The sequence below is a fragment of the Erythrobacter litoralis genome (genome assembly GCF_001719165.1).
Classification (GTDB): Bacteria; Pseudomonadota; Alphaproteobacteria; order Sphingomonadales; family Sphingomonadaceae; genus Erythrobacter; species Erythrobacter litoralis.
Genome location: NZ_CP017057.1, coordinates 1,253,365 through 1,268,173 on the forward strand (window position 1 = coordinate 1,253,365; position 14,809 = coordinate 1,268,173).

Consider the following 14,809-nt stretch of genomic DNA (forward strand, 5'->3'; position numbering starts at 1 on the left):
GAAGTAATCACGAAAGCCGCCTGACCGGTTAACAAACCGTTAGCATTTGAAGAAACGCTTTCAGGTCGCCCTAGGCATTCTGCGGCTCTGCAATGCGTAACGTTACATATACGGTGTGATACTCGTTTGACCAAGGTGAAAACGGCATAAGGGCCGAATGAAGCGGTCGTTGTCCGGTATCGGCGTTGTCTGCATCGCGTTCCTTGTCTGCGTGAGGGCCGATGCAAAAGAGAACGAGCCGGGCAATGCCGCGGGCGGTGTTTCCAAGCCCCCGCCGGCGACGACGACCGTTTCTGCGCGGGTTCTTCCGGGCGAGCGGCTGAACTGGTCCTCAGCCCCGCCCGGAAGGCCCTATGCGCACGAGACCTCGGGTCGCGCCGACGTCTCTCATTCACGGGTGGCACGTCGTTCCGAAAGGAATGGCGATAGGGAGGTGACGTTCTATGTCGATTTCGCATGACATGCATCGCGGCGAGCCGTTCGCTTACGATGATCCACTGGGCAATGCTGCCTTCGACAAGCCGTTGGCCGGCCATGTCGAACCGTCCGGCGCGGGCGATGTGGTCCTGACCGACCACGCCCCGGCCCCGATCGACGATCGCACCCCCGAACGGCGCGCCGATCGCCGGGTCGTCTCCGCCTTCCGCCCGGGCTGCGTCCTTGTCGAGGGGCGCATGCTGCTCGGCCTCATCCGCAACCTGTCGGCGGGCGGCGTCATGATCGAGCTCGAAGAGGCGCTCGAGCCCGGCACGCGCGTGCGCTATTTCTGGGACGAGACGAACATCATCGACGCCGTCGTCGCCTGGTCCGAAGGCCGCTCGCACGGGCTCGACAATGCTCAGGCCGCGCGCCCCTTCGCCAATCCCTTTCCCTACCGTTCGGTCCGCGTCCCCTGCGCCATGCGCGCGGAGATCTTCGCGAACGGCCTCTGCCACCATGCCGCGCTCGAAAACCTGTCGCTGGGCGGCATGCGGGTGAGCGGGTTCCGCGCCCCGCGCGGCGCGCTGCTCACCGTCAGGCTCGGCGAGGTCGAGCTGGCCAATGCGAGCGTGCGCTGGTGCCGCGGCGATGAAACGGGGATCCGGTTCGAACGCCCGCTCACGCGCGCGCAGCTCGCCAGCATCCTCACCGGCATGGGCGCGGGAATGGGCGTGGGCGCGGACGTGCCCGAAAGCGACGCGGCCTAGGACGCGCCGCCTTCCGCATCGCGCGCAAGATCGATCTTGAGCGCGCGCACCTTGGCATCGATCGCCTCGCGCACCCGGGCAAGGTTCGCCGGATCGTTCGCCCGTGCGCGCTGTTCCGCCTCGATCTCGCGGCGGATGCGTTCATAGACCGGGTGGCCGGGGGTCATGTGTGCCTCGGGCGCATAGCGGTCCGCCATCCGGTTCCTGAGGAAGAACATGACGAGCGCATCGTTCCAGCGCCGTTCGTATCCGATCACCTCGCCTTGGTAGACGATCGGCTTCTCCTCCCCGTTGATCGCGCGGGCAAAGGCCGAATCCTCCAGCCGCGTCATCGCCCAGTCGAGCGCCCTTTCCCACGCCGCGCGAAAGCCCGCCGCATCGGGGCGCAGGCGCAGGCGATAGAGCGCCTCGTTGCTGCGCCCGATATGCCGCGCCGCATCGCGCACGATGCCGGTGGAGGCGAGGTGGGCGATGAATTCGCGCTGGAGTTCGGGCGTGATCGAATTCTTGCGCACGGTGCGCGTGACGACCGGCTCGAAAGCGAGCAGCGGATCGTCGGGCGCAGGCCTCTCCCGCACGAAGGCGACCTGCGAGCACGCCTGGCGCGGGATCGCGCGCTTGTTGCGCAGGATGGGGCGGGAAGGATCGCGCGAGAGCGGCGGGGTGGAGCGGGGGCGTTTGGGCATGCCCCGCGGGGAGATTGCACGTTTCGCGGGAGTAGGAAAATGGAGATTCTCCCCCTCCTTCCCAAGGAGGGGGTCGGGGGGTGGTTTCTTGCGGCGAGCGGGAGTCTTTTGCTTTGCGCTCGCCCATCCGGGCGAGCGTCCTCGGTGCTGTTCCCTCCGCTTCGCTACGGGGCACCTGCGGGCGGGCGGTCGCCCTTGCGGCGGTAGGCCGCCGATATTCCCCAGTCGGCTAAGTTCGTAGACGCATTCTCTTAGCGAGAAAGGGCCGCGAGCAAGAAGCGACCTAGTCGACTCCAATAGGCTCGGAATTCATGTTCAAGTGGTGCGAAATCAGGGGAGTGCAGCAGCCTCTGCATACTCGCTATGGAAATCAATTCGTCATTCCTGCGAAGGCGCTCTATCTCTTCAGAATATCGCTGATCAATCAGATCGCGCTCGCGTAGCGAACGGGCTACTGCGCCCACCTTCCCCGAAAGACTGTCGGGAGCTTGGAGGCCGTGCGACCTTATGTAGTTTTCGACTGATAGTTCGATCAACATCCGAAGCAATGCGGCGGTAGCGTTCGGATAGGATCGCATCGGAATGCTACTCAACTCATCCCAGACATGTGCAACCTTTTGTTGATCGGCTGTCCATTGTGGCCCTTCGGTGCCGAACGGGATGACTGTTCTTGAAGGTGGTTGGCGCCGTGGGGGCCGCCCCCTGTTTGGCCGCCTTGCTCTCTGCTCATCTACCGGTTCCTCGAGCCGGTGTCTTTCTGTCGGCAGCAAACCATCCGCTTCTAGGTTGTCGAGATATCGCCGCTTGGACTCGTTGTTCCACAACTGGCCAAGTGTGAGATGCCCTTGGGCCAAATCTCGCGCAATCCGTTCCAATGCGTTTAAAACTGGTTCTCGTTGATGCGTGAACGTGAAACGACGACCGGCTGTAGAAATTCCCACGCGGTTCCTGAATTCTTCAGATGAGAGAAGCCGGGTTAAGGTAGACCAAGGGATGCGGTCGTCCGGAAGTCGATCTTCCTGCTGGAGTAGTTGCTCAACCGAGGCTCCTACATTGACCGTTCCCCCGCGCCCTGTGCGCTGGACAAAATTATGCTTTGCCCGGTCGTCCCAACTAATTTGTCCAACCCCACTCTGCGACCCTGTATGCCGCCTTGAAAGTATGTCATCGACCGTGTCCCGGTCTGTCTCTACTTGGCAAGCAATACGCGAAGGAAACCTCCCCTCCCAATCATTCCTAGAATCTTGAAAGAATTGCCTCAACTCGTCGTTCGGCGCTTCGTTCGGATTGCGAAGAAGCTTCATGCAGGTCACGCGACGATTTCCCTCAAATACAACGTATCGGTCAACGTGAAGCATCACGAGGGGGGGTCGAAAATCCGCTTCTTCTCTACGATATCTCTCGTCAAAACTTTCATTCTCGGCTCATGCAAACGGAAGAGCTCGTCCATTGCAGCAGACTCATCACGAAGTTCACCGTGACGATCATTTGCAGGGTTCACTTGCAACTGACTGAGGCGGAGATTTTCGAAAGGCACCCGGTTTCCTCCTTTTTCGAGTAGACCTCCTTTTAACCTCACAGGCAAGTTGACCCCGTGCCCCATCCACACCCTTGACCCCGCCCCAAATCCAACATAAAGGCCCGCTCGTTCGGTGAGCGTTGGCCTTTGCGCCGCTCGCTCAAGCCGAAAGACATAGAGCTGAACAATGGCGGTCCTCGTCCCTTCGGCCCGTGCCTCGATAGCGAGGCGGGCCTTTCGTGTTTGGGGCAGCCGTCAGAGTAACCCAGTGGTGGCCTTGATGGCCGGTCATGCGGGTGGACCGTTTCGGCTTGTGCTCCCTTGCGGGTGAATGCGCCACGCGGCGCGCCCGTCGGATCTTCCGCTTCCCCGCGGAAGTCGCAAGGGCAGGGCACAAGGCCAGACTTTCCATCTCCACACCGTCCGACAGGCTGCCGATCCGGCCAGCGCCCAGGAGCCATGCTCGCGGGTGCGCGCCGAAAATACGTGTTTTGGGTCTCCGCCCTGACTGAAGCCAGCGGTCACGCGCCGCGCCCCTTCAGCGAAAGTGGGAACCGGTTTTGCGCCCGGAAGGGGCGCGAGACAAAGACGAGTACCAAACCTCATCAGGAAAAGTGGGCACCACTTTTCCGCCCGGATGAGGTGAGCAAGCGAGGAACGAGCGAAGAATATGCCGACTATCAACCAGCTGGTCCGCAAGGGCCGCGTTCCGCAGAAGGCCAAGAGCAAGGTCCCTGCGATGGAGCAGAACCCGCAGAAGCGCGGCGTGTGCACCCGCGTCTACACGACGACCCCAAAGAAGCCGAACTCGGCGCTGCGCAAGGTCGCCAAGGTGCGTCTCACCAACCAGCGCGAGGTCATCTCCTACATCCCGGGCGAAGGCCACAACCTGCAGGAGCACTCGGTCGTGCTGATCCGCGGCGGGCGTGTGCGCGACCTTCCCGGCGTGCGCTATCACGTGCTGCGCGGTGTGCTCGACACGCAGGGCGTGAAGGACCGCAAGCAGTCGCGTTCGAAGTACGGGGCCAAGCGGCCGAAGTAAGGTTTTTGTTGGGTGCGCTTTCGGGAAATCCAACGAAAGCGCGTGTCCTGCCGGGCAGGGCCCCACTCCGAAGGAGTTTAGAAAAGATGTCACGTCGTCGTCGTCCCGAAAAGCGGGAAATCCTGCCCGATCCCAAGTTCAAGGATCAGGTGCTGTCGAAGTTCATGAACAACCTCATGCTCGACGGGAAGAAGGCCGTTGCCGAAAAGATCGTCTATGGCGCGCTCGACACGGTCGAAGCCAAGGCCAAGGCCGATCCGGTTCAGCTCTTCCACGAAGCGCTCAACAACGTGAAGCCCCAGGTCGAGGTCCGCAGCCGCCGCGTCGGTGGTGCGACCTACCAGGTGCCGGTCGAGGTTCGCCCCGAGCGCGCCCAGGCACTCGCGATCCGCTGGCTGATCACCGCCGCGCGCGGGCGTCCGGAAACGACAATGGCCGCGCGGCTTTCGGGCGAGCTGATGGATGCGGCCAACAATCGCGGCAATGCGGTCAAGAAGCGTGAGGACACGCACCGCATGGCCGATGCGAACCGCGCCTTCTCGCACTACCGCTGGTAGGCGGGCCGTGCGCAGGCTGAGGCGGGGGCTGTCGATAAAGGGCTCCCCCGTCTTACCGCCGTCACATTAATCCCTATATGGGGCGCGCTCGGACCGAGGCAGGTCCGGGCAGAGGCTGTAGGAAGCAGGCTCGAGGCTCCAACAAAGCTGAGGAAACCACCATGGCACGCAGCCATCCGATCGAACGCTACCGCAATATCGGTATCATGGCGCATATCGACGCCGGCAAGACCACCACGACCGAGCGGATTCTGTATTACACCGGCAAGTCCTACAAGATCGGCGAGGTGCACGACGGCGCCGCGACCATGGACTGGATGGAGCAGGAGCAGGAACGCGGCATCACCATCACCTCGGCCGCGACCACCACGTTCTGGAAAGCCGAAGACGGCCAGGGCGAAGAACACCGCATCAACATCATCGACACCCCCGGCCACGTGGACTTCACCATCGAAGTCGAACGTTCGCTGCGAGTGCTCGACGGCGCCGTTGCGGTGTTCGACGGCGTTGCCGGTGTCGAACCCCAGTCGGAAACCGTGTGGCGTCAGGCGGACAAGTACAAGGTTCCGCGGATGTGCTTCATCAATAAATTGGACCGCACCGGCGCCGACTTCTATTACTGTGTGCAGTCGATCATCGACCGTCTCGGTGCGACCCCGCTCGTGCTCTATCTCCCGATTGGCGCGGAAAGCGACCTGCAGGGCGTGGTCGATCTCGTCAACAATCGTGGCATCGTGTGGGAGTCCGAAGGGCTCGGCGCGAGCTTCAATTATGTCGACATCCCCGACGACCTGAAGGACAAGGCCGCCGAATACCGCGAAAAGCTCATCGAGACCGCCGTCGAGCAGGACGATGACGTGATGGAAGCCTACCTCGAAGGCGAGGAGCCCGACGCGGCGACGCTCAAGCGGCTCATCCGCAAGGGCACGATGGCGCGTGACTTCGTGCCCGTGCTGTGCGGCTCCGCGTTCAAGAACAAGGGCGTGCAGCCCCTGCTTGACGCCGTGATCGACTACATGCCTTCGCCGATCGACGTGCCGCCCATCGAGGGCGTGCTGCCCGACAGCGAGGAGAAGGCCAACCGTCCGTCCTCGGACGAAGAGCCCTTCGCTGCGCTCGCGTTCAAGATCATGAACGACCCGTTCGTCGGCTCGCTCACCTTCACCCGGATCTATTCGGGCAAGCTGTCGAAGGGCAGCGTGCTCAACTCGGTCAAGGACAAGAAGGAAAAGATCGGGCGCATGCTCCTCATGCATTCGAACAACCGCGAGGACATCGATGAGGCATTCGCCGGCGACATCGTCGCTATCGCGGGCCTCAAGGAGACGACTACCGGCGACACGCTGTGCGCGCCGTCGGCTCCGATCATCCTCGAACGGATGGAATTCCCCGATCCGGTTATCGAGCTTTCGGTCGAACCCAAGACCAAGGCCGACCAGGAAAAGATGGGCGTCGCGCTCAACCGTCTCGCGGCCGAGGATCCCTCGTTCCGCGTCTCAACCGACCACGAAAGCGGCCAGACGATCATCAAGGGCATGGGCGAGCTTCACCTCGACATTCTCGTCGATCGCATGAAGCGCGAATTCAAGGTCGAGGCCAATGTCGGTGCCCCGCAGGTGGCCTATCGCGAATCGCTCGCGAAGGAAGTCGAGATCACCTACACCCACAAGAAGCAGTCGGGTGGTTCGGGTCAGTTCGGTGAAGCCAAGGTCATCGTCACTCCGGGTGAACGGGGCCAGGGCATCATCTTCGAGGACCAGATCAAGGGCGGGAACATTCCGCGCGAATACATCCCGTCGGTCGAGAAGGGCATGCGTGAGCAGGCCGAAAGTGGCCATCTCGTCGGCTTCCCGATCATCGACTTCACGATCAAGCTGGTCGACGGCAAGTATCACGACGTCGACTCCAGCACGGTCGCGTTCGAGATCACCGGTCGCGGTGCGATGCGCGAAGCCGCGCAGAAGGCCGGCATCAAGCTGCTCGAGCCGATCATGAAGGTCGAGGTCGTGACGCCCGAGGATTACCTCGGCGACGTGATCGGCGACCTCAACAGCCGTCGCGGCCAGATCCAGGGCACCGACAGCCGCGGCAATGCCCAGGCGGTCGAGGCGTTCGTCCCGCTTGCGAACATGTTCGGCTACGTCAACGAACTGCGCTCCTTCACGCAAGGCCGCGCGCAGTACACGATGCAGTTCTCGCATTACGACGAAGTTCCGGCGAACGTCGCGCAGGAGGTCAAGGAGAAGCTTGCCTAAGCGGCAAACCAAGGCTAGGGGCGGCGCCTGTTTCGAGCGGGCCCGCCCTTTCTCCCGCTAAGAAATCATCTCAAGAGAAGGTAAAACTGAGAAATGGCGAAGGAAAAATTTGAGCGGAACAAGCCGCACTGCAACATCGGCACGATCGGTCACGTCGACCACGGCAAGACCACGCTGACCGCGGCTATCACCAAGGTCATGGCCGAAACCTATGGCGGTTCGGCTGTCGATTTCGCGAACATCGACAAGGCTCCCGAAGAGCGCGAGCGCGGCATCACCATCTCGACCGCCCACGTCGAGTACGAGACCGAAGCGCGCCACTACGCCCACGTCGACTGCCCGGGCCACGCCGACTATGTGAAGAACATGATCACCGGCGCCGCGCAGATGGACGGCGCGATCCTCGTCGTGAACGCCGCCGACGGCCCCATGCCGCAGACCCGCGAGCACATCCTGCTTGCGCGTCAGGTCGGCGTGCCGGCGCTGGTCGTCTACATGAACAAGGTCGACCAGGTCGATGACGAGGAAATCCTCGAACTCGTCGAACTCGAAGTGCGCGAACTGCTTTCGAACTACGACTTCGACGGCGACAACATTCCGATCGTGAAGGGTTCGGCTCTCGCCGCTCTCGAAGGTCGCGATGACAACATCGGCAAGGACTCGATCATCGAGCTGATGAAGGCCGTGGACGAGCACATCCCGCAGCCCGACCGTCCGATCGACAAGGACTTCCTGATGCCGATCGAGGACGTGTTCTCGATCTCGGGTCGCGGCACCGTCGTGACGGGCCGTGTCGAAACCGGCATCGTGAAGGTCGGCGACGAAGTCGAGATCGTCGGCATCAAGGACACCACCAAGACGACCGTCACCGGCGTCGAGATGTTCCGCAAGCTGCTCGATTCGGGTGAAGCCGGCGACAACATCGGTGCCCTGATCCGCGGCGTTGCCCGTGACGACGTGGAGCGTGGCCAGGTCCTCGCCAAGCCCGGTTCGGTCACTCCGCACACCGAATTCAGCGCCGAAGTCTACGTGCTGTCGAAGGACGAAGGCGGTCGTCACACGCCGTTCTTCGCCAACTACCGCCCGCAGTTCTACTTCCGCACCACCGACGTGACCGGCGAAGTGATCCTTCCCGAAGGCACCGAGATGGTCATGCCGGGCGACAACGTGACGATCGGTGTCAAGCTGATCGCCCCGATCGCCATGGACGAAGGCCTGCGCTTCGCGATCCGCGAAGGCGGCCGCACCGTCGGCTCGGGTGTCGTCTCGAAGATCACCAAGTAAGAGATGCGCCCCGGCAGGGGTGACGCGAATTCGGGGCCCGGTTCCCTTCTGGGGAGCCGGGCCCCAATTTATGGAAGCCCCGTTACGGCGCCGATTGGCGAGGGCGGGGCGGCCAATCTCGGTTTCGCGTAAAGTCGGTGACAGAAGGGGGCTTGCGCTCCCAGCCGCGTCTCCGTATACGCGCGCCAACGCCGTCGGATTCGTTTCGGCTGCAACGAAATCAACAAAGGCCGCCCGTTCCGGGAAACCGGGCTCAAGCGGGGCGGGCCTTTTATTTTTGGGGCGTGACCCGTCAGGTGAGCGCTCCTTGGCTCTTTCGCATCGGTAGTAGGACATGGAAGCACAGAATATCCGCATTCGCCTCAAGGCGTTCGACCACCGCGTTCTCGACCAGGCCACTGGCGAGATTGCCGACACCGCTCGGCGCACGGGTGCTCTTATTCGTGGCCCCATTCCGCTGCCGACGCGCATTGAGAAGTTCACCGTGAACCGCGGCCCGCACATCGACAAGAAGTCGCGCGAGCAGTTCGAGGTGCGCACCTACAAGCGGTTGCTGGACATAGTTCAGCCCAACGCCCAGACCGTGGACGCGCTCATGAAGCTCGATCTCGCCGCGGGCGTCAATGTCGAGATCAAGCTGGCTTGAGTCGCTTGTATCCTGTCCCTCCGGCCGGACGTTAAACAGGCCGGGAGTTTCAAGGGGCTCCAACGGCCCCGTCGGTCCGCGAGGATCGGCAAGACATTGGGATACCGCCGGTTTCAACCGGGCTGCGTCCCCCGTCTCGCTCAGACCGCCATGTGGCTGTCTCGAGCAAATCAGCCCGGACGGGGCGATGCATCACAATTCGGGCTGCCAAGCACCTGGGGATGGTCCCCTTGTGCCTCTGTTTAGGAGTCTATGACGATGCGCACCGGCGTGATCGCAAAGAAAGTCGGGATGACCCGCCTCTTCCAGGAGGACGGTCGGCACGTGCCGGTTACCGTTCTCGCGCTGGAGGACTGCCAGGTCGTCTCGCACCGCACCGCTGACCGCGACGGCTATTTCGCCGTCCAGCTCGGCGCGGGCGAAGCGAAGCAGAAGAACGTGGCCAAGCCCCAGCGCGAGCATTTCGCGAAGGCGGGCGTCGGCCTCAAGAAGCGGACCGCGGAATTCCGTGTCGAAGGTGAAGACGGCCTCGTGCCGGTGGGTGCCCAGATCAGCGCCGATCACTTCGTGGCGGGCCAGAAGGTCGACATCACCGGCCACACGCAGGGCAAGGGCTTTGCCGGCGCCATGAAGCGCTGGGGCTTCGCAGGCCTGCGCGCGAGCCACGGCGTCTCGATTTCGCACCGTTCGCACGGTTCGACCGGTCAGAACCAGGACCCGGGCAAGGTTTTCAAGGGCAAGAAGATGGCGGGCCACATGGGCGATCGCCAGCGCACCCAGATGAACCTCGAAGTGGTCCGCACCGACGCCGAGCGCGGCCTGCTTTTCGTCAAGGGCTCGGTGCCCGGCGCGAAGAACGGGTGGCTGCTCGTCCGTGATGCGGTCAAGCTGCCGCTTCCCGAAGGCGCACCGTTTCCCGGTGCCGTGATCGAGAAGAACGCGCCGCAGAGCGAAGAACCCGCTGCCGAAACGCCGGTCGATGAGACCGCGGTCGAAGCAGCTGTCGACACTCCCGCGCCCGAGGCTGATGCCCCGGCCGGCGACGCAAGCAAGGAAGACTGAGCCATGAAGGTGAAGGTCCAGAAAATCGACGGGAAGGCGTCGGGCGACATCGAACTGTCGGACGACGTGTTCGGCGTCACGCCGCGTGCCGATATCCTGCACCGGGTCGTGACCTGGCAGCTCGAGAACCGCCGCGGAACCGCGCGTCCGACGCGCGAGCGTGCCGACGTTGCGCGCACGGGCAAGAAGTTCGTGCGTCAGAAGGGTTCCGGCGGTGCACGTCACGGTGACCGCGGCGCTCCGATCTTCATCGGTGGCGGCAAGGCACATGGCGCGCGCAAGCGCGACTTCGAGCAGTCGCTCAACAAAAAGATCCGCGCGCTCGGCCTCAAGATGGCGCTCTCGACCAAGGCCAAGGACGGTCTGGTCGTGGTGGACAGTCTCGATCTGACCGAAGCCAAGACGAAGGTCCTGAAGGGCCACTTCGCCAAGGCGGGTCTGAACGGCAAGGTGCTCGTGATCGACGGCGACGCCGTGAACGACGGCTTCAAGAAGGCCGCCGGCAACATCCCGGGCATCAACGTGCTCCCGGCGATGGGCGCCAATGTCTACGACATCCTCAACCACGACACGCTCGTCCTCACCAAGGACGCGGTCGCAAAGCTGGAGGCGCGCTTCAATGGCTAAGAAGAGCGAGATCGATGCGCGTCACTACGACGTGATCCTGGCGCCGCACATCACCGAGAAGTCGACCCTGGCTTCCGAGAACAACGCGGTTGTCTTCCGTGTGGCGAACGACGCGACCAAGCCGCAGATCAAGGAAGCGGTCGAGGCGATCTACGACAAGAAGGTCGCTTCCGTGAACACGATCGTCACCAAGGGCAAGACCAAGCGCTGGCGGGGCAAGCCCTACAAGCGTTCGGACTTCAAGAAGGCTGTCGTGACCCTCGCCGAAGGCGAGATGATCGACATCACCAGCGGTATCTGAGGGCGTATAGAAAATGGCACTCAAGAACTACAAACCGACGAGCCCGGCGCGCCGCGGCCTCATCCTGATCGACAAGACCCAGCTCTGGAAGGGCAAGCCGGTAAAGTCGCTCACCGAGGGCAAGCGCAAGACCGGCGGCCGCAACAACAAGGGCCACGTCACGAGCCGCGGCATCGGCGGTGGCAACAAGCAGCGCTATCGCATCGTCGATTTCAAGCGCCGCAAGTGGGACGTTCCCGCCACTGTCGAGCGGATCGAATACGACCCGAACCGCACTGCGTTCATCGCTCTCGTCAAGTACGAGGACGGCGAACAGGCCTATATCCTCGCACCGCAGCGTCTCGCAGTTGGCGATACGGTTGTCGCGGGTGAGAAGACCGATACTAAGCCGGGCAACGCGATGCTGCTCGGCCAGATGCCGGTCGGCACGATCTGCCACAATGTCGAGATGAAGCCGGGCAAGGGCGGACAGATCGCCCGTTCGGCAGGCGCCTATGTCCAGCTCGTCGGTCGTGACCGCGGGATGGTGATCGTGCGCCTCAACTCGGGCGAGCAGCGTTACCTGCGCGCCGATTGCATGGGGACGGTTGGCGCGGTGTCGAACCCCGACAACCAGAACCAGAATTTCGGCAAGGCCGGTCGGACCCGCTGGAAGGGCCGTCGCCCGCTGACCCGCGGCGTCGCCAAGAACCCGGTCGATCACCCGCATGGCGGCGGTGAAGGCCGCACCAGTGGTGGCCGTCACCCGGTCACTCCGTGGGGCAAGCCGACCAAGGGCGCCCGCACCCGCAAGAACAAGCAGACGGACAAAGATATCATCCGTTCGCGTCACGCGAAGAAGAAGAGGTAAGGCACGATGGCACGTTCCGTCTGGAAAGGTCCGTTCGTCGAACTCAGCCTTCTGAAGAAGGCCGAGGCAGCTCAGGATGCCGGTGGCGGCAAGCCGATCAAGACCTGGTCGCGTCGCTCCACGATCCTGCCTCAGTTCGTCGGGCTGACGTTCAACGTCTATAACGGGCAGAAATTCATCCCCGTCTCGGTTTCGGAAGAGATGGTCGGCCACAAGCTCGGCGAGTTCGCGCCCACGCGCAACTTCCCCGGCCACGCCGCCGACAAGAAGGGCAAGCGATAATGGGCAAGGCAAAGGCACCCCGCCGCGTCGGCGATAACGAGGCGCTGGCCGTCGGCACCACGATCCGTGGGTCGGCGCAGAAGCTCAATCTCGTCGCCGAACTGATCCGCGGCAAGAAGGCCGAAGAGGCTCTCAACATCCTCGAATTCTCCAAGAAGGGGATGGCGAAGGACGCGAAGAAGGTGCTCGCCTCGGCGATCGCCAACGCGGAGAACAACCACAATCTCGACGTCGACGCGCTCGTCGTGGCGGAAGCCTCGGTCGGCAAGTCGATCACCATGAAGCGGTTCCACACGCGCGGCCGCGGCAAGTCGACCCGGATCCTGAAGCCGTTCAGCCGGCTTCGGATCGTCGTGCGCGAACAGGAAGAGGCGTAAACCATGGGCCAGAAGAGCAATCCGATCGGTCTGCGCCTGCAGATCAACCGCACCTGGGACAGCCGCTGGTACGCCGAGGGGCGCGACTATGCGGGCCTGCTCGCCGAAGACATCAAGATGCGCAAGTTCATCCTCGAGAGCCTTCCGCAGGCAGCGATCTCGAAGGTGGTGATCGAGCGTCCGGCCAAGCTGTGCCGCGTTTCGATCTATGCCGCGCGTCCCGGCGTCATCATCGGCAAGAAGGGCGCCGACATTGAGAAGCTGCGCACCAAGCTCGCCAGCATGACCGAGAGCGAGGTGAAGCTTAACATCGTCGAGATCCGCAAGCCGGAAATCGACGCCAAGCTCGTCGCCCAGGGCATCGCCGATCAGCTGGTCCGCCGCGTGGCGTTCCGGCGGGCGATGAAGCGCGCGATGCAGTCGGCCATGCGCCTCGGTGCGGAAGGCATCCGCATCGTGTGCGGCGGCCGTCTGGGCGGGGCGGAAATCGCCCGCGTCGAGCAGTATCGCGAAGGCCGCGTGCCGCTTCACACGCTGCGTGCCAACATCGACTATGCCGAGACCGAGGCTCTGACCGCCTACGGGATCATCGGGATCAAGGTGTGGATCTTCAAGGGTGAGATCCTCGGCCATGATCCGACCGCGCAGGACCGTCTGATGATGGAATCGCAGACTTCGGGTGTTCGTCCGGCGCGCTGAGGCGCACGGACGTCCAGATAGGTAAGAGACAATGCTTCAACCGAAGAAAACCAAGTACCGCAAGGCCTTCAAGGGCAAGATCAAGGGCGAGGCCAAGGGTGGCACGACGCTGAATTTCGGCTCGTACGGCCTCAAGGCGCTTGAGCCGGAGCGGATCACCGCCCGCCAGATCGAGGCCGCGCGCCGTGCGATCACCCGTCACATCAAGCGCCAGGGCCGTCTCTGGATCCGCGTCTTCCCGGACGTGCCGGTGTCGAAGAAGCCTGCCGAAGTCCGTCAGGGCAAGGGCAAGGGTTCGGTCGAATACTGGGCCGCGCGCGTGAAGCCGGGCCGCATCCTTTTCGAGCTCGACGGCGTTGCCGGGCCGCTCGCTGCGGAGGCGTTCGAGCGCGCCGCTATGAAGCTGCCGATCAAGACCAAGGTCGTCGCCCGCTTTGGCGACACCTCGCATCTGGGAGGCGAATGATGGCCGCTGACATGACCAGCATCGAAGACCTGCGCACGAAGACCGATGATCAGCTCACCGCCGAGCTGACCGATCTCAAGCGCGAGCAGTTCAACCTGCGTTTCCAGGCGGCGACTAACCAGCTCGAGAATCCGGCGCGCATCCGCGAGGTGCGTCGCACCATCGCCAAGATCAAGACGCTGCAGACCGAGCGCGCCAAGAGCGCTGACGCAAAGGCTTAAGGAGCAGACAATGCCGAAACGAATCCTGATCGGGACTGTCACCTCCGACAAGACCGACAAGACCGTGACCGTGAAGGTCGAACGCAAGGTGAAGCACCCGCTCTACGGGAAGATCATCCGTCGTTCGAAGAACTACCACGCTCACGACGAAAAGAACGAATACCAGGTCGGCGATGTCGTGCGGATCGAGGAATGCCGCCCGATTTCGAAGACGAAGAGCTGGACCGTGAAGGACCAGGTCGTCTCCGGCGGCACCCAGGCGATCGAGGCCGATCTCGACGTCGAGGCCGCGGGCAACTGAATTAGCGCGTAAACGGAACTGCCGGGCTCCAGTCGAATTGGGCGTCCCGGAAAGCCAGTGAGAAGGAACCGGATCGATGATCCAGATGCAATCCAATCTCGACGTCGCGGACAACAGCGGCGCCAAGCGCGTCCAGTGCATCAAGGTGCTGGGCGGGTCGAAGCGTCGCTTTGCCTCCGTCGGCGACGTGATCGTTGTCTCCGTCAAGGAGGCTCAGCCGCGAGCCAAGGTCAAGAAGGGTGACGTTCACCGTGCGGTGATCGTGCGCACCAAGAAGGACGTTCGTCGTCCCGATGGCAGCGTGATCCGCTTCGACAGCAATGCCGCGGTGCTCGTCAACAAGAGCGAGGAGCCGATCGGCACCCGCATCTTCGGCCCCGTCGTCCGCGAACTGCGCGGCCGCGGTTTCATGAAGATCATTTCGCTCGCTCCGGAGGTGCTCTGACC

Annotated in this window: 18 protein-coding genes; 17 read left to right on the forward strand and 1 reads right to left on the reverse strand. The window is 63.0% G+C overall.

What is annotated here, in order from left to right; genetic code table 11:
- Positions 1 to 443: 443 nt before the first annotated feature.
- Complete coding sequence (locus Ga0102493_RS05900) at positions 444 to 1,187, forward strand: PilZ domain-containing protein (protein WP_034905033.1); 744 nt, start codon at positions 444 to 446, stop codon at positions 1,185 to 1,187.
- Here the strand turns inward: Ga0102493_RS05900 and Ga0102493_RS05905 are convergent.
- Positions 1,184 to 1,873 carry a hypothetical protein gene (locus Ga0102493_RS05905; protein ID WP_051698186.1) on the reverse strand — a complete coding sequence of 230 codons (690 nt, stop codon included), beginning with the start codon at positions 1,871 to 1,873 and terminating at the stop codon, positions 1,184 to 1,186. The two genes, Ga0102493_RS05900 and Ga0102493_RS05905, sit on opposite strands and share 4 nt — an antisense overlap.
- 2,189 nt (positions 1,874 to 4,062) lie before the next feature.
- On the opposite strand from Ga0102493_RS05905, the gene rpsL reads away from it, so the two are divergent.
- The 16 genes from rpsL (at position 4,063) to rplN (ending at position 14,807) form a co-directional block, all read left to right on the forward strand.
- Complete coding sequence (gene rpsL, locus Ga0102493_RS05910) at positions 4,063 to 4,434, forward strand: 30S ribosomal protein S12 (protein ID WP_006831873.1); 372 nt, start codon at positions 4,063 to 4,065, stop codon at positions 4,432 to 4,434.
- Between the two features lie 86 nt (positions 4,435 to 4,520).
- Positions 4,521 to 4,991: a 30S ribosomal protein S7 gene (rpsG, locus tag Ga0102493_RS05915; protein ID WP_034905030.1), complete on the forward strand. Its 471-nt coding sequence runs from the start codon at positions 4,521 to 4,523 to the stop codon at positions 4,989 to 4,991.
- Positions 4,992 to 5,152: 161 nt separating this feature from the next.
- Positions 5,153 to 7,246: an elongation factor G gene (gene fusA, locus Ga0102493_RS05920; protein ID WP_034905028.1), complete on the forward strand. Its 2,094-nt coding sequence runs from the start codon at positions 5,153 to 5,155 to the stop codon at positions 7,244 to 7,246.
- A 93-nt stretch (positions 7,247 to 7,339) separates the two neighbouring features.
- On the forward strand, positions 7,340 to 8,530 hold the full coding sequence (gene tuf / locus Ga0102493_RS05925) for an elongation factor Tu (RefSeq protein WP_034905026.1): 1,191 nt from the start codon (positions 7,340 to 7,342) through the stop codon (positions 8,528 to 8,530).
- 334 nt (positions 8,531 to 8,864) lie between these two features.
- Positions 8,865 to 9,176 (forward strand): 30S ribosomal protein S10, encoded by a 312-nt coding sequence (gene rpsJ / locus Ga0102493_RS05930; RefSeq protein ID WP_034905023.1) that lies wholly within the window; start codon positions 8,865 to 8,867, stop codon positions 9,174 to 9,176.
- Positions 9,177 to 9,434: 258 nt separating this feature from the next.
- Positions 9,435 to 10,238: a 50S ribosomal protein L3 gene (rplC, locus tag Ga0102493_RS05935; protein WP_034905243.1), complete on the forward strand. Its 804-nt coding sequence runs from the start codon at positions 9,435 to 9,437 to the stop codon at positions 10,236 to 10,238.
- Positions 10,239 to 10,241: 3 nt separating this feature from the next.
- Positions 10,242 to 10,865 (forward strand): 50S ribosomal protein L4, encoded by a 624-nt coding sequence (gene rplD, locus Ga0102493_RS05940; protein ID WP_034905021.1) that lies wholly within the window; start codon positions 10,242 to 10,244, stop codon positions 10,863 to 10,865.
- Positions 10,858 to 11,166, forward strand: coding sequence for a 50S ribosomal protein L23 (locus tag Ga0102493_RS05945; protein ID WP_034905019.1), 309 nt, complete (start codon positions 10,858 to 10,860; stop codon positions 11,164 to 11,166). The genes rplD and Ga0102493_RS05945 overlap by 8 nt, the downstream gene beginning before the upstream one ends.
- Before the next feature lie 13 nt (positions 11,167 to 11,179).
- Positions 11,180 to 12,016, forward strand: coding sequence for a 50S ribosomal protein L2 (rplB, locus tag Ga0102493_RS05950; RefSeq protein ID WP_034905018.1), 837 nt, complete (start codon positions 11,180 to 11,182; stop codon positions 12,014 to 12,016).
- Between the two features lie 6 nt (positions 12,017 to 12,022).
- Positions 12,023 to 12,298 (forward strand): 30S ribosomal protein S19, encoded by a 276-nt coding sequence (gene rpsS / locus Ga0102493_RS05955; RefSeq protein WP_034905016.1) that lies wholly within the window; start codon positions 12,023 to 12,025, stop codon positions 12,296 to 12,298.
- On the forward strand, positions 12,298 to 12,675 hold the full coding sequence (rplV, locus tag Ga0102493_RS05960) for a 50S ribosomal protein L22 (protein ID WP_034905014.1): 378 nt from the start codon (positions 12,298 to 12,300) through the stop codon (positions 12,673 to 12,675). The genes rpsS and rplV overlap by 1 nt, the downstream gene beginning before the upstream one ends.
- Positions 12,676 to 12,678: 3 nt before the next feature.
- Positions 12,679 to 13,374 (forward strand): 30S ribosomal protein S3, encoded by a 696-nt coding sequence (gene rpsC / locus Ga0102493_RS05965; protein WP_034905011.1) that lies wholly within the window; start codon positions 12,679 to 12,681, stop codon positions 13,372 to 13,374.
- A gap of 31 nt (positions 13,375 to 13,405) precedes the next feature.
- Positions 13,406 to 13,840 carry a 50S ribosomal protein L16 gene (gene rplP, locus Ga0102493_RS05970; RefSeq protein ID WP_034905010.1) on the forward strand — a complete coding sequence of 145 codons (435 nt, stop codon included), beginning with the start codon at positions 13,406 to 13,408 and terminating at the stop codon, positions 13,838 to 13,840.
- An 11-nt stretch (positions 13,841 to 13,851) separates the two neighbouring features.
- Complete coding sequence (gene rpmC / locus Ga0102493_RS05975) at positions 13,852 to 14,061, forward strand: 50S ribosomal protein L29 (RefSeq protein ID WP_034905242.1); 210 nt, start codon at positions 13,852 to 13,854, stop codon at positions 14,059 to 14,061.
- Positions 14,062 to 14,071: 10 nt separating this feature from the next.
- Positions 14,072 to 14,362, forward strand: a complete 291-nt coding sequence (gene rpsQ / locus Ga0102493_RS05980; RefSeq protein WP_034905009.1) for a 30S ribosomal protein S17 — start codon at positions 14,072 to 14,074, stop codon at positions 14,360 to 14,362.
- A gap of 76 nt (positions 14,363 to 14,438) precedes the next feature.
- On the forward strand, positions 14,439 to 14,807 hold the full coding sequence (gene rplN / locus Ga0102493_RS05985; protein ID WP_010411138.1) for a 50S ribosomal protein L14: 369 nt from the start codon (positions 14,439 to 14,441) through the stop codon (positions 14,805 to 14,807).
- Positions 14,808 to 14,809 lie beyond the last annotated feature (2 nt).